9 protein-coding genes are annotated in these 15,028 nt (G+C 65.2%); 6 read left to right on the forward strand and 3 right to left on the reverse strand.

Features of this window, described 5'->3' with window-relative positions; translation table 11 throughout:
• Positions 1–43: 43 nt before the first annotated feature.
• On the reverse strand, positions 44–1,513 hold the full coding sequence (locus tag FG91_RS09290; protein WP_235211994.1) for a TolC family protein: 1,470 nt from the start codon (positions 1,511–1,513) through the stop codon (positions 44–46).
• Positions 1,514–1,895: 382 nt separating this feature from the next.
• On the opposite strand from FG91_RS09290, the gene FG91_RS09295 reads away from it, so the two are divergent.
• Genes FG91_RS09295 through FG91_RS09305 form a run of 3 tightly spaced genes read left to right on the forward strand, consistent with a single transcriptional unit; the run spans position 1,896 to position 6,214 of the window.
• The gene (locus FG91_RS09295; protein ID WP_037514544.1) at positions 1,896–4,187 is read left to right on the forward strand and encodes an Orn/Lys/Arg decarboxylase N-terminal domain-containing protein; all 2,292 of its coding nucleotides are present in this window, start codon (positions 1,896–1,898) and stop codon (positions 4,185–4,187) included.
• Positions 4,188–4,199: 12 nt separating this feature from the next.
• Positions 4,200–5,726: an arginine/agmatine antiporter gene (gene adiC, locus FG91_RS09300; protein ID WP_052187458.1), complete on the forward strand. Its 1,527-nt coding sequence runs from the start codon at positions 4,200–4,202 to the stop codon at positions 5,724–5,726.
• Complete coding sequence (locus FG91_RS09305; RefSeq protein ID WP_037514418.1) at positions 5,726–6,214, forward strand: GNAT family N-acetyltransferase; 489 nt, start codon at positions 5,726–5,728, stop codon at positions 6,212–6,214. The genes adiC and FG91_RS09305 overlap by 1 nt, the downstream gene beginning before the upstream one ends.
• Here the strand turns inward: FG91_RS09305 and FG91_RS09310 are convergent, their stop codons facing one another.
• Both FG91_RS09310 and FG91_RS09315 read right to left on the reverse strand, forming a co-directional pair.
• Positions 6,215–7,663, reverse strand: coding sequence for a DcaP family trimeric outer membrane transporter (locus FG91_RS09310; protein WP_037514419.1), 1,449 nt, complete (start codon positions 7,661–7,663; stop codon positions 6,215–6,217).
• A 14-nt stretch (positions 7,664–7,677) separates the two neighbouring features.
• Positions 7,678–9,048: an amino acid permease gene (locus FG91_RS09315; RefSeq protein ID WP_037514421.1), complete on the reverse strand. Its 1,371-nt coding sequence runs from the start codon at positions 9,046–9,048 to the stop codon at positions 7,678–7,680.
• Positions 9,049–9,425: 377 nt separating this feature from the next.
• On the opposite strand from FG91_RS09315, the gene FG91_RS22010 reads away from it, so the two are divergent.
• From FG91_RS22010 to FG91_RS09335, 3 genes are all read left to right on the forward strand, one after another.
• Complete coding sequence (locus tag FG91_RS22010) at positions 9,426–11,063, forward strand: DUF6065 family protein (protein WP_162835119.1); 1,638 nt, start codon at positions 9,426–9,428, stop codon at positions 11,061–11,063.
• A 4-nt stretch (positions 11,064–11,067) separates the two neighbouring features.
• Positions 11,068–11,679 (forward strand): class I SAM-dependent methyltransferase, encoded by a 612-nt coding sequence (locus FG91_RS09330; protein ID WP_037514422.1) that lies wholly within the window; start codon positions 11,068–11,070, stop codon positions 11,677–11,679.
• A gap of 200 nt (positions 11,680–11,879) precedes the next feature.
• Positions 11,880–15,011: an autotransporter family protein gene (locus tag FG91_RS09335; protein WP_037514423.1), complete on the forward strand. Its 3,132-nt coding sequence runs from the start codon at positions 11,880–11,882 to the stop codon at positions 15,009–15,011.
• Positions 15,012–15,028: the final 17 nt, after the last annotated feature.

Here is a 15,028-nt window from a genome sequence, read left to right on the forward strand (position 1 = left end):
GGCTCGGGTGGGGGAGGATCGGTGTCGACAGGCGGTTTCGTGGTCATAGCGCGTTGATCCGATCGGGTCGGGCGAGATAGTCGGCGAAGCTGTCGTCGCTATTGCTCGCCGCGAGGAGCGCGGAGAGGGCCACGACATATTCATAAGCGGCGGCCGCGCGCTGGGTGCGTGCGAGGGTCAGCGCGGTGCGTGCGTCGATCACGTCGGCGGCGGTGCCTTCGCCTTCTCGAAAGGCAAGTTCCTGGACGCGCAGATTCTCGGTCGCGGCCGCGATGTTGGTGTCGAGCAGCAGGAACGACCGGCGCGCGGTTTCGACCAGATTATAGGCACGGCTGGTTTCGGTTTCGATCGTCCGGCGCGCGTCGCGTGCGCCATCCTCGGCGGCGCGTTCGCGTGCCCGGGCGGCAGCGAGCGCATGATTGCGGTCGATATTGGGGAGGATCGTATAGCGCACCCCGACGCCGACGACCCAGTCGGGCTCGGTCGGCAGCGCATTGTCGCGGTTGAAGTTGTAGGAGCCGAAGGCAAAGGCCTGCGGCCGCATTCTCGACTTGGCCAGATCGACCCCGGCGCCCGCGAGGTCGCGCGCGGCATCGGCGGCGCGCGCCTGCGGGTGGGTTCCGGTCGCGCTCGCCAGAAATTCGGGCAAGGGGCCGGGCGCTCCCTGATTCACGAACAGCGGGGTCGTCGGCCGGATGCCGCCCGCGGCGTCGAGCAGCCGCGCGAGCGTGTCCGACGCGGTCGCGACCTCCATTTCGGTACGCTCGACCGCGCGCTGCGCCGCGTCGCGCGCAACCTGAACCTGAAGGACGCGCGAGCGCGGGATCATCCCCTCGCGTTCCAGCGCGCGCGCATTGGAGAGATGCTTGTCGAAACCATCGCGGGCCTCGACCGCCGAGGCGTGTAGCGAAACCGCCAGCTGCTGACCGAAATAAGTCTGGACCAGCCGGATGTCCGACAGGCTCTGCACCCCCGCCTGCTTGGCGCGCGCCAGCGCGACGCCCGCGGCCGCACCACGCTGAACCGCCGGGATCGCGCCGCCGGTATAGAGCGGCATCACCGCGGTCACGCTGGGCCTGACCACCGTGTCGCGGGTCCGAAAATCGAGCGAATCGGGGATCACCGAAAGCAGGCCGGGCAGGGCCTGCTCTACCCGCGCCGTCACTTGCGACACGATCCCGGCGAACTCGGGCGGGAATTGCCCCGGCAGTCCATCGAGAAACTCGCCCGCGGCGCTGCCGAACTGATCCTTTTCGCCCGTCAGGTCGAGCGAGAGGCTTTTCTGATATTCGATGACCGACGCCGACACGCTGACGATAGGGCGGTGCAGCGCCTTGAGCGCGGCTTCCTGTTCCTCGCTGGCGCGAACCTCGTGCGCCTGTCCGCTGAGCGCGGGGGAAACCCGGTCGAGCCGCGCGCGCGCGCCCTCGAAGGTGATCGCCGTCGGTTGCGGGTCGTCCTGCGCAAGAACCGAAGGAGCCCATGCCAGCGCCATCAGGGCGGCAACCGGCAACGCACAGCGTGCCCAGAGCGAACCTTCCCTCGCGATTGCCGTGCGCGATCCCGACTCCATGGGGGCACCCTAATCGCATAATCACGCGCTGCCCAGATGAAGTATTTGAGCAAAATTTTTGCAATGTATTGAAACTGTGATAATTTCGATGAATAGTCGGACGACTATCCAATCATGAAACTCGTGAATGGGGCCCCATGAACGCCAGAAGTCATCTTTTGGAATGTTCGAATCCGGATCGTTTCGCGCGCCGGATGCCGACGGCGCAGACCCATTCCCAATCATCGACGACGCGCACGATCGCACCACACCCGGAGGCATGCTGACCGCCCGGGCCAACCCCATTTCCATTTTCCGTTCCCCCGCAGAAAAGGAGTGCAGCATGTCTTCACAATCGAGCCTGAGGTTGGCGATGCGAGCGCTGCTCGTCCGCGAAAACTTCGGCGAGGAATCGGCCGCCGGACGCGCGATGATCGCGCTGGTCGATGAACTGGAACGGCGCGAGATCGATGTTGTGCTGTCCTCGACGGTCGACGATGCGCTGGCGATTGTGTCGACCGACCCCTCGATCCAGTGCCTTCTGCTCGACTGGGACCTGAGCGATGGCGACGAGCATCAGGCGGCGCGCGAAATTCTGGACGCGATGCGCGAATTCAACGCCGACGTGCCGATCTTCCTGCTCGCCAACCGCAGCGCGGCCTCGACGATCCCCGCCGACGCGATGACCAAGGCCGACGATTTCATCTGGCTGCTCGAGGACACCGCCGATTTCATCGGCGGGCGCATCTTCGCGGCGCTGCAACGCTATCGCTCGACCGTGCTGCCGCCGATGTTCGCCGGCCTCGTCCAGTTCGCGCGGACCTATGAATATTCGTGGCACACGCCGGGGCATACCGGGGGCACCGCCTTTCTGACCTCGCCCGTCGGACGCGCCTTTTTCGAATTTTTCGGCGAAAGCCTGTTCCGGTCGGACCTGTCGATTTCGGTCGGCGAACTCGGTTCGCTGCTCGACCATAGCGGCGCGATCGGCGCGGGCGAACGCTATACGGCGAAGGTCTTTGGATCGGACCGGAGTTATTATGTCACCAACGGCTCGTCGACGTCGAACCGCGTCATCTTGATGGCAAGCGTGACGCGCGGCCAGGTCGCGCTGTGCGACCGCAACTGCCACAAGTCGGTCGAACATGCGATGACGCTGTCGGGCGCGATCCCCTGTTACCTGATGCCAACACGCAACGCGCTGGGGATTATCGGGCCGATCCCGCCCGAGCGGCTGACCCCCGCCGCGCTTCGCCTGCTGGTCAGCGAGAACCCGCTGGTGGCGAGCGGCCCCGATGCCACGCCGATCCACGCGGTCATCACCAATTCGACCTATGACGGGCTCTGCTATAACGTCGCGCGCGTCGAGGAGCTGATGGGCGAAAGCGTCGACCGGCTCCATTTCGACGAAGCCTGGTACGCTTATGCGCGCTTCAACCCGATCTATCGCGAACGGTTCGGGATGCACGGCGAACCGGGGACGCGCGATCGGTCAAAACCGACCGTCTTCACGACGCATTCGACGCACAAGCTGCTCGCGGCGCTGTCGCAGGCGTCGATGATCCACGTACGCGACGGCCGCAACCCGATCGACCACGCCCGCTTCAACGAGGCGTTCATGATGCACGCCTCGACGTCGCCCTGTTATCCGATCATCGCATCGAACGATGTGTCGGCGGCGATGATGGATTCGTCGGGCGAGAAACTGACCGGCACCTCGATCCGCGAGGCGATCGCGTTTCGCCAGATGGTCGCGCGGCTCTCGGCGCAGATGGCCGACGACAATGGCTGGTTCTTCGACGTGTGGCAGCCGCCCAAGGTGAAGGACGCACGCGGGCGCTCGGTCGCCTTCCACGAGGCCGACCCCGAACATCTGGCGACCGAGCCCGCCTGCTGGCACCTCGAGCCCGACGCCGAATGGCACGGCTTCGGCAATATCGAGCCCGGCTATTGCATGCTCGATCCGATCAAGGTGTCGATCCTGACCCCCGGAATGGACCCGACGGGCGACCTGCGCGCGATCGGCATTCCCGCGAGCATCGTCACCGCCTATCTGGCGGCGCGCGGCATCGTCGTCGAAAAGACGACCGACTTCACGATCCTCTTCCTGTTTTCGCTGGGGGTCACCAAGGGGAAATGGGGGACGCTGGTCAACGCGCTGCTCGATTTCCGTAAGGATTATGACGCGAACTGCCCGCTCGATCGCGCCATCCCCAGCCTCGTCGCCGATCATCCCGATCGTTATGCGGGCATGGGGCTGCGCCAGCTCGCCGACCTGATGTTCTCGGCGATGGGCGAGCTCCAGACGACGCGGATGATGTCGGAGGCCTTCGGCATCCTGCCCAAGCCCGACATGAGCCCGGTCGCCGCCTATGAGGAGCTTGTCCGCGGCAATATCGAGAAGGTGTCGCTCGACGCGCTTCCGGGCCGCACGCTGGCGACGGGGGTCGTCCCCTATCCGCCGGGCATTCCGCTGATGATGCCGGGCGAAAACGCCGGGCCCGAAGGCGGCGCGCTGATCGGCTATCTCAAGGCACTCGAAGGCTATGACCTGCGCTTCCCGGGCTTTGGGCACGACACCCATGGGATCGAAATTGAGGATGGCGTCTATCACGCGCTTGTCGTCAAGCGCTGAAGGGGAAGCGACATGGCTGAAGAAGCAGGGGCTGCGACAGCAACCGAGGGCGGCAACAAGATCGGGGTGGTTGCCGCGACACTGATGGTCGCGGGCAATATGATGGGATCGGGCGTGTTCATGCTGCCCGCCAATCTTTCAGCAATCGGCAGCATCGCGCTGATCGGGTGGATCTTCACGATCGTCGGCGCGGTCGCGCTGGCGCTCGTTTTCGCCAAGCTGGCGGCGATCGATCCCGCGGCGGGCGGCCCCTATGCCTATACGCGCAAGGCGTTCGGCGATTATATGGGGTATCAGACCAACCTCATTTACTGGCTCGCGAACGTCATCGGCAACGTCGCGCTCGCGGTCGCCGGCCTTGGCTATCTCTCGCATTTCTTTCCGGTGCTGAAGGTGCCCGTGGTGATGGCGTTCGCGGCCATCGCGATCATCTGGTTCTTCACCTATGCCAACATCCTCGGCCCCAAATTGGTCGGCCGCCTTCAAAGCTTTACCACCATCTTCGCGCTCATCCCGATCTTCGGAATGGCGCTGTTCGGCTGGTTCTGGTTCAGCGGCGACATTTATGCGTCCGCGTGGAACGTATCGGGCAAGAGCGACGCCAGCGCGGTGATGGCGACGCTCACTTTCACGCTCTGGGCGTTCATCGGGGTCGAGAGCGCCTCGGTCTCTGCGGGCGTCGTCGACAATCCGTCGCGCAACGTGCCCATCGCGACGGTCGGCGGGGTGATACTGGCATCGGTCGCCTATGTACTCAGCTCGTCGGTCATCATGGGCATGATCCCCAACAAGGAATTGCTGGCTTCGTCGGCGCCCTTTGCCGACGCGGCGCGGCTCGCGTTGGGCGATTTCGCCGGGAGCGCGGTTGCGCTCTGCGCCGCGGTCGGCTGCCTCGGATCGCTTGCGGGCTGGACCTTGCTGGTCGGTCAGTCGGCGAAGGCCGCGGCGGACGACGGGTTGTTCCCGGGCATCTTCGCGCGGGTCAACAAGCGCGGCGTGCCCTCGCTGGGCCTTGTCATCGTGGCGACGATCATGAGCGTTCAGGTGCTCGCCACCATGTCGCCGACCGCGAGCGAGCAGTTCGGCAAGATCGCGTCGATCGCGGTGATCATGACGCTGCTGCCCTATATCTATTCGACGATCGCGATAAAGGTGCTCGGCTATCGCAAGATGCCGCATGGGCAGTACACCTTCTTCGTCGCCGCGGGGCTCGCGGGGGCGGCCTATTGCATGGTCGCATTGATCGGCTCCGATGGTGAACAGGTGCGGTGGTCGCTGATCTTCGTGATCGCCACGGTCGTCTTCTACTCGGCGTCGATCACCCGCAAGCGCGACATCGAGGAAAAGCATCTCCATCCGGGCGGGCGTTCGCCCGTCTGGGTGCGCTATCTCGCGCTGGGTGTGACCGTTGCCGCGCTGGTCGTGATGTTCTGGCTGTCGGTCGGCCGCTATGGCGATCTCGATCTCCACTCGCGTTCGGCGTCGCCGCCGGACGTGTCGGAAACGGCCGACAAGATGGTGCCGCAGGAGACGCCGTGATGGACTGGCGTGCGATGACCGATGCGGATCTCGAACGGGTGGCGAACCTCGCCGAGGTCGTTCACCTCGACTATCCCGAGAACCCGTCGGTCTTCGCCGCCTGTTACCGCCTCTATCCGGCGGGGTGCCATGTGCTCGAGCTCGACGATGGCCGGATCGGCGGTTACCTGATCTCGCATCCCGGGCGGCTCGACACGCCGCCCGTGCTCGACGTGCCGCTGGAGCGGCTGCCCGAACCGCTCGACTGCTATTACCTCCACGACCTCGCGCTCGGCGAGGCGACACGCGGACACGGGATGGCAAACCGTGCGGTCGAGATCGTTGTGGAGGAAGCGCGTAGCGGCGGCTTTGACACCATCGCATTGATCGCGGTCGGCGATGCGCATGCGTTCTGGGATTATCAGGGCTTCGTCACGCTCGGCGATGGCCGGATCGATCCGGGCAAGGGCTATGGCGAAGAGGCGCGCGCGCTGATCCGCAAGATCTGACTAGCGCACGAAATCATATTTGATCGTCGCCTGGATGCGCGACGAGTCGCGCGAGCGGCCATCCTGGCGTTCGAGCGTCCCATAGAGGCCCTCGAGGCCGACGCTGAACGACGACGCCGGCGCCCAGATCAGGTTGATCGCGCCATAGCGCGTCGCGCGCAGCGCTGTGGGATCGAGCAGTCCGTCGTCGCCGATCCTGAGCGCGCCGACGACGAGGTTCGAGCGGAGCTTGTCGGTCCAGTAATGCGTGTAGGCGCCATAACCGCCGACATGTTCGATCAGTCGCAGCCGCCCGTCGGGCCGGATCACCGCATCGAGGCCAAGGCCGTTGATGTCGTTGACATAGCGCGCCGCGCCGCGCCCGTAGTTCGCGGCAAACGACAGCCCATCGCGTTCGAACAGAGCGAGCGAGCCCGACGCCGACAGACCATAGCCCGTCGCATCGTCGCCCTGCCCCTGCTCGTCGCGGAACCCGATGCGCCGCACGACGCCGCCGAGCTGGATATGCCCGCCCTCGCTTTCATAGCGCCCGACGAGAACGAGGTCGGGCATCGTGCTGGCGCCGCTCTGGTCGCCGGTCAGGACGAGGTCGCTCTCGGGCCGCTCGACCGAAAGCGTCAGATGGGCACCCGGCGCGAGCTTGAAGGCGCGCCGCGCCGACGCGGTGCGGAGGAAGATCGCGCCCCCCGGCCCCCAATCGTCGAGCGTGTCGGGCAATGCATCGGCATCGACGAGCGCCGAATAGCCGAAGCCGCCATAGGTGTTGCCGACCTGCCCATAGGCATGGTTGAGGTGGAAGCCATAGCTCGACCCGTCGCCGTAAAAGTCATTCTCGACATAGAAACGCAGATTGCCGAGCGTCGATGGCCGCCGCAGTTCGAGGCTGAACCGCGTCGCGCGGGCGTTGACCGTCGCCCGCCGCCGGTCGGTGCGCCCGAACGACGTCGAGGGAACCGCGAACTCGTCGCGATTGCCGACGAAGGCGGGGTCCCAGATCATATCGACCTTGGCATAGCCGCCGATGCGGATCATCGTCTCGGTGCCCGGAATGGCGATGAAGCCCTTAAGCGCGGGGTCGTTGGGCGGTGCGAGATTGTCGATCCGCGACGCGCCGGTGATCCGGTCGCCGATCGTCTCGCGCGGTGGCAGCGGCGCGGCGCCAAGGCTGGCGCCATCGGCCGCGGCAAGCTCCTGTTTCGCCGGTGGCGATGCGCGCGCGCCGCTATCGGCTGGCGGCGACGGGACAGGCACGGCGGGTTCGGGGACGACGGCCGGATCGGCATCGCGGCGCTCGACGTCCTCCAGTCGCGTACGCAGTGTGCCGACGATGCTGCGGAGTTCGGCGACCTCGGCGCGCAGCGCTTCGACCTCTTCCTTGGGGCTTTGCGCCGCCGCGGGATCGGCCACCAGCAATGCGACAGAGGCCGCGGCAATGGTCGAAAATCGCATGGCTGCGTTCTCCTTCACGGCATGGCGCCGTCGCGCGATACGGTGCGGCGCAGCATCATCGCATAGACCGGAATCCCCAACATCGTCAGGATCATGGTCCACAGACCCGCCGCCGCCCCGCCGCCATAAATGGTGATCAGTGAAAAAATGAAGGCGATCAGCGAAATCAGCGTGAAGGGCCGGTGGGCGCGCGCGCCGGGGCGGGCGAGGCTGGCGAGAAGCGCGGTTTCGGCGGCCGCGCAAAAGGCATAGGGGATCATTTCGGCGGTGGTCGAAAGATTGATGAGCTCGCGGTAGACGCCGACCAGTGCGGTCAACCCGCTCGCCTGGAGCATCAGCATCAGCGACGACAGGACAAGCGAAATGGCGATCCCCGCCCCGGGGGTGCCCGAACGGCCCAGCCGCGCAAAGATCGGCGGAAACAGGCCATCGCGCGCCGCCGCAAGCGGCACCTGCCCCATCACCAGCGTCCAGCCGTTAAGCGCGGCGAGCGAAGAGAGGACGACCGCCGCCGCCAGCACTTCGCCGGCCCAATCCCCCCACATCAGGCTGGCCGCATCGGCAAAGGGCGCCGACGAAGCTGCCAGCGCCGCACGCGGGACGACGCCCATCACGGTGATCGTGCAGAGAATGAAGATCGCGGCGCAGATCAACGTGCCCAGGATCGTGGCACGCGGGATCGTGCGCGCCGGATCCCTGACATTGTCGGCGGGCACGGTCGACGATTCGATGCCAAGAAACGCGAACATGATCAAAGGCATCACGCTGGCGATCGCGAACAGCGCCGACAGCGGGCCGAGACCACCGGGCGTGTCCGCGGGCAGGTCGGGCGGCAGCGCGAGATTCGCGGGCGAGACCCAGAACAGCCCGATCGATCCGATCGCGATAAAGGGCACGAGCTTGAGGCCGACCATGATATTCTGGAATATCGCGGCGGACCGGACCCCCCGGATATTGACCAGCGCGACCGACCAGATCGCGGCCAGCGCGATCGCGGTGGTCAAGAGCCGGCTGTGATTGATGCCGGGGAAGAAGACCCCGAGATAACCGACGAAGGTGATCGCGATCGCGGGCTGCGACACCCACATCGAAATCCAATAGGTCCAGGCGACGACGAACCCGGCCAGCGGGCCGAAGGCCTGCCGCGCATAGGCATAGGGACCGCCCACGCTCGGCAACGCCCGCGCGAGACGCGCAAAGAGCAGCGCGATGCAGATCGCGACCCCCGCCATCAGCACCCATCCGATCAGTGCGATATAGCCATAGGGCGCGAGCGCGGCGGGCGACAGAAAGAAGCCGCTTCCGATGATATTGCCGACCACCAGCGCACTGCAGGTAACAACGCCCAGCGCCCGGACCGGAGTGTCCGCGACCGGCTTCGTCATGCCGATCCCGGCGCGCGGCGGAAAGGACGAGGGGTTCGCGGTGTCATCGTGTCAACGCTTCTCCAATTCCATTCCCGCCGAAGCGGGCAATCGAGGAGTCATCCAGAACTATGATATTATTCAACGCGAAGGCGGGCATGTCTACCACCGTCTTGCGTCAAATATATGATCGCCACCGGGACGAACCCGATTGAACGATCATCGTCGTCATTGACGGACAGCCGCCGCCCAGGCGTGCCGCCGGCTGCCGGCGCAGCGAAGGTCGGATATGGACCAAAGCACTGATTTATGAAATGACTAGCGCTCGAATGCATCGTCAGGATTCGTCAATTGGTGCGGCTTCAGGGCAAAATGACAGCATATCTTCGGCCGATGATATGGATCTGAAATGCTACATCCATCCGGGCTGGAGCCCGCGCATCCGGGCGGCGGCGTCGCGGCGCGACTGGATGGATGCAACCCCCGAGCGCTTCGCCTATCGCTGCCTTCCGCTCAACATCGCCAATGCGCATGGCTGGGAAATCCTCAGCCCCTGCGGGTTCGAGGCCGAATGGAATGGCGGCAGCGCCGCCGATGACGTCGTCATCCGTCTCGACCCCGGCACCCCGCCCCATATCGCGCCCGTCGCGCTGTTCGGGCAGGGCACGCTGACCTTTCACGTCCAGGGCATCTTCCGCACCCCCGAAGGCCATAATCTGTGGGTCGGCGGTTCGCCCAATCAGGCGAAGGACGGTATCGCGCCGCTCGGCGGGGTGATCGAGACCGACTGGTCGCCCTACAGCTTCACGATGAACTGGCGCTTCACCCGGCCGCACCATGTCATCCGCTTCGAGGAGAATGAGCCCTTCTGCTTCTTCTTTCCGGTCGAACGGCGGCTGATCGAGGCGGTGCGCCCGCGCATATTGCCGATCGACGACGAGCCCGAACTCAAGCGCCAGTTCGAGGAATGGAGCCGCTCGCGCGACGCCTTTCATGTCGAGATGGCGCAGAACCCGCCCGACAACCCCAGCGACAAGTGGCAGAAATTCTACTATCGCGGCATGCTGGCCGACGGCACCCCGGGGACGCAGGGCCATCAGGCCAAGCTGCGCCTTGCCGAATTCGACGGCGCCGCCGGTTTCCATCGCGAGACCCCGCCGCGGCCCGCCTGCCCCGCGGCGGCGCATCGGACCGGAGCGGCGACGGCGGAGCCCGGGCCTCCCGCACGGGAGGCAGCCAAGTTCGAATGGATATTGCGATCGAACGAACAATTGCGCGCGCTCGCGCCGCGAACGATCGTCCGCAAGGCCGACATCACCGCCGAAGCGTTCCTCGCCGAGCATTATGCGGCCAATCACCCCGTCGTGCTCGACAGCGAATTGACCGACTGGCCGGCGCTCGACCGCTGGACCCCCGATTATCTGAAGCGGTTGATCGGCGACGCGGCGATCGAGGTGCAGGCGGGCCGCAGCGCCGATGCCGATTTCGAACGCAACATGGCCGATCACCGCATCCGCATGCCCTTCGACCGCTTCATCGATCGCGTCGCAGACGGCGGCGAAGGCAACGACCTATATCTCACCGCCTATAATTCGGCCGCCAACGAAGCCGCGCTCGCGCCGCTGAAGCAGGACATCGGCGCGCTCGACAAGTTGCTGACGCCCGAAGGGGCCGGGATGCCGTGGATCGGCGCCGCGGGCAGCTTCACTCCGCTCCACCACGACCTGACCAACAATCTGCTGCTCCAGATCGTCGGTCGCAAGCGCGTGCTGCTGGTCGCGCCGGGCGACACGCCGCGACTGTACAACGACCATCATGTCTACAGCCAGGTGCGCGACCTTACCGAACCCGATGTCGTCGCACGCTTCCCGCGGCTCGAGGGGGTGCATGTCCACCAGGTAACGCTGGAGCCGGGCGATGCGCTCTTCATCCCGCTCGGCTGGTGGCACCAGGTCACCGCGCTCGATTTCAGCGTCATGTACACCCACACCAATTTCCGCTGGCCCAACGATTTCCACATGAGCCATCCGAGCTGACCCGATGCCTTATAATCTCGACATTCCTGGCTGGATGCCCGAGCCCGAGCTCAAGATCCTCGAGCGGCTCGCGCGCACTATCCCGCCCGGCGGCGCGATGCTCGAGGTCGGCCCCTTTTGCGGCCGGTCAAGCTGGTGCTGGTCGAAATCGGTCGACCCCAGCGTGTCGGTGACCTGCGTCGACATCTGGGATCCCGTCGAACATCCCTTCTCGCCGCCCGCCAAGACCGAAGCGGGCGCGGTGTCCGACGCCGATTACGGACGCACGACGCACGAGCGAGGCCATTGGGGCACGCGCGAGAATTTCGATCATTATACGAGCGATTGTCACAATATCACCGCGATCCGCGGCCATAGTCCGCAGGATTTCGGAGACTGGCCGCATGACAGCCTCGACCTCGTCTTTCTCGACGGGCTCCATCACAATCCGGGTTTCCACGCCGACGTTGTGCATTGGTATCCGCGCGTGAAACCGGGCGGCATCTTGTGCGGCGACGATTGCGCGCGATCGCACCCCGACGTGCTGTGGACGATCGACGATTTCTGCAAGGAACGCAGCATCGCATTTACGGTCGAACGGCGCATTTGGACGCTTCGCCGCCCGTCAGGAGAGTGAACGGCTCGCTTACCAAAAAAGAATCATCGCCTTGGAACCAGGAACGATCCAAGGTGTTGTAATATTTGGTAGAGTCACGTTCGTGAACTGAATAGGGGGTTAACCAAATGACTGGCCGCTGGTTCGATTTCTCCCACGAGCACGGTAGCGACAAACATAACGCACCCGCTTCCCTTTTCCTGTCGATCCCGCGAGCGCGCGTGGCGATCGGGCGCACGGGCAGCGTGGCACCGCGAAGCTTCAGGTTGCGGCACCTGCTGCTCGGCGCAGCGGCGACGACCACCCTATTCTTCCCGCTCGGCGGCCGTGCCTGGGCGCAATGCGCCCCCGACAATCCCTCGTCGGGCCAGACCGTCACATGCAGCGGATCGGACAATGACGGCTTCACAATCACCGACACGTCGGCCGATATCGAGGTGCAAAACGGCGCCTTCGTCGCTGGCGACGGCTTGCGCGTCCTCGGAAATTCGAACAACCGCGTCGTCAACAGCGGCAGCATCCAGGGCAATTCGGGCAATGCGATCGAATTCAGCGGCCCCGCCGGAACGTTCAAGGCGCTGGAGAACAGCGGCACGCTGAACGGCAATTTCCGCGGCACCGGCGATGGGCGGATCGACATCCGCCAGAATGGCAATTTCAACTCCGGCATCGACATCGACGGCAATGGCGAAAACAACCTCTATCTGTTCCAGGGGAAGGGCATTTCGGGGTCCGTCAACATCGTCGGCCGCAGCAATTTCATCGACAATTATGGCACTTTCAACAATGGGCTATCGCTGACCGGGACCAGCCGCAATTTCGTGGTCAACCGCGCTGGTGCGCAGGTCAGCGGCCCGTTCAGCCTGACCGGCGACGGCCAGAACAGCGTCGTCAACGAAGGCACGCTGAACAATGGCCTGACGATCAGCGGCGACGGATTTTCGTTCGTCGTGAATAATGTCGGCGCCAATATCAGCGGCGACATCGTCAGTTTCGGCCAGTCGGGCGACACCGTCGACAATGCCGGGATCATCAACAACGGCATCGACCTGCGCGATGGCGACGACGTCGTCATCAACCGCGCCGACGGCAATGGCGGGACGATCCAGGGCACGATCAGCCTCGGGACGGGTGAGGATTTCTTCCTGCAGGCCGGCGGAACGATCAACGGCCAGATCCTGCTCGGTGCCGACAATGATTTCGGGGCCGTCACCGGCGGCACCACCACATCGGTGGTTCAGGCGCAGGACGGCGACGACGGCTTTTTCTGGACCGGCGGGACGATCGGCGGGCTCGATATGGGGACGGGGACCGACTATGCGGTCCTTTCGGGCCTCACGACCGCGCAGCTTCGGACCGGGCTGCGGCTCGACGGCGGGCTCGGCGACGACCTCCTCTATTGGGACTCGACCAAGGGCGACGACGTCCAGCGCTATGTCGGCTGGGAGGATTTTGTCCTCGCCAACCAATCCGAACTGACCTTCGCCAATTTTGCCACGCTCACAATGGGCGACAGCGGCACCGGGACCGGACGCCTGCACATCGATGCGACGAGCCGGGTGCTCGCGGGCAATGGGACGCACACGGTGGCGCCGGCGATCGCGGGCCAGTTTGTGCAGGTCGAAAATGCGGGGCTGATCGATCTGACCAACGCCGGCACGTCGACGACCGACCGCTTTGTCGTGATGGGCAATTATGTCGGGCAGAATGGCCGGCTGGGGCTGCAGACCTTCCTCGGCGACGATAATTCGCCGTCCGACCGGCTCGTCATCAACGGCGCCGGCGCGCTGGGCTTTGGCGCGACCGCGATCGCGGTGACCAACGTCAACGGGCCGGGCGCGATGACCATCGCCGACGGCATTCGAGTGATCGACGCCGCGAGCGGTGCGTTGACGACCGTCGACGCCTTTTCGCTCGCCGGGCCGGTCGCCGCGGGGATGTTCGAATATCTGCTGTTCCGCGGCGGCGTGACCCCCGGCACCGAGCAAAGCTGGTTCCTGCGTTCGCACGTGATGACCCCCACGCCGACGCCGACACCTACTCCGACGCCAACGCCGACGCCGACGCCCACTCCGACTCCGACGCCGACGCCAACCCCGACGCCGACGCCCACTCCGACGCCGACGCCGACGCCCACTCCGACGCCGACTCCGACGCCGACGCCGACGCCCACCCCGACTCCGACGCCAACCCCGACTCCGACGCCGACGCCGACCCCGACGCCGACGCCCACTCCGACGCCGACGCCCACTCCAACGCCGACGCCCACTCCGACGCCGACGCCCACTCCGACGCCGACGCCCACTCCGACGCCGACGCCCACTCCGACGCCGACGCCCACTCCGACGCCGACGCCAGGGCCAACAGGAACCCCTGACCCGATTATCCGGCCCGAAGTGCCCGGCATCACGCTGGTCCCGGTCGTCGCGCATCAGGTGGCGCTCGCCGAGCTTGGCACCTTCCATATGCGTCAGGGCGACCAGGCCTATTTGACCGATCGCGGGCCGATCACGGGCCTGTGGGCCCGCTATCATCGTGCGCATGTTAAGCAGACCGGCGATCAGATTGTCGAAGGAACCGATTTCCAGATCGCGCCACGATACGACGGCAATTTGTGGCTGGCGCAGGCGGGCATCGACCTGATCGCCGATGTGCGCGAGGACGGCAGCCAGCTTCGCGCCGCGCTTTTCTATAGCCACGCCGAATCGTCAGGCGATGTGAACGGCAATATCCTTGCGCGCTCCGACATGGCGGCGGGCGCGTTGAAAACCAACAGCGATGGCGTCGGTGCCAGCCTGACCTATGTCGGCGCCAGCGGCTGGTATCTGGATCTTGTTGGGCTTTACAGCTGGCTCGACGCCGACACCCAATCCTATCGCGGGCTCAGGGCGAAGTTCAAAGGGAAGAGCCTCGCCGCATCGCTCGAGGCGGCCTATCCGATTGCCCTTTCGGGCCATTGGAAGCTGGAGCCGCAGGGGCAATTGATCGTCCAGCAGGTCAAGATCGACCCATCGGGCGACGTTTTTTCGGATATTGATTTCGACAGCTTCGAGACGATCACCGGGCGGCTAGGCGTCCGGCTGGAAGGCAATCTCACCTATAAGACCACGATATTCCAGCCATTCCTGACCGCCGACCTGTGGCATGACTTCGCACGCAAGAATGACATTATCTTCAACGACCGGGCGATCATCTCCGACAGTGAGGCATCGATCGTGCGGCTGGGCGGCGGGCTCGCGGCGCGGCTGACGCCGTCGCTTGCCGTGCATGCCCGGCTCGATTGGAGCACCAATGTCGGCGGCGAGCGCTATCGCAGCCGCGGCGCGAATATCGGGATGCGCTTCACCTGGTGAGCCGCCGCCTTCGATCC

The organism is Sphingopyxis sp. LC81 (genome assembly GCF_000756375.1).
Taxonomy (GTDB): domain Bacteria; phylum Pseudomonadota; class Alphaproteobacteria; order Sphingomonadales; family Sphingomonadaceae; genus Sphingopyxis.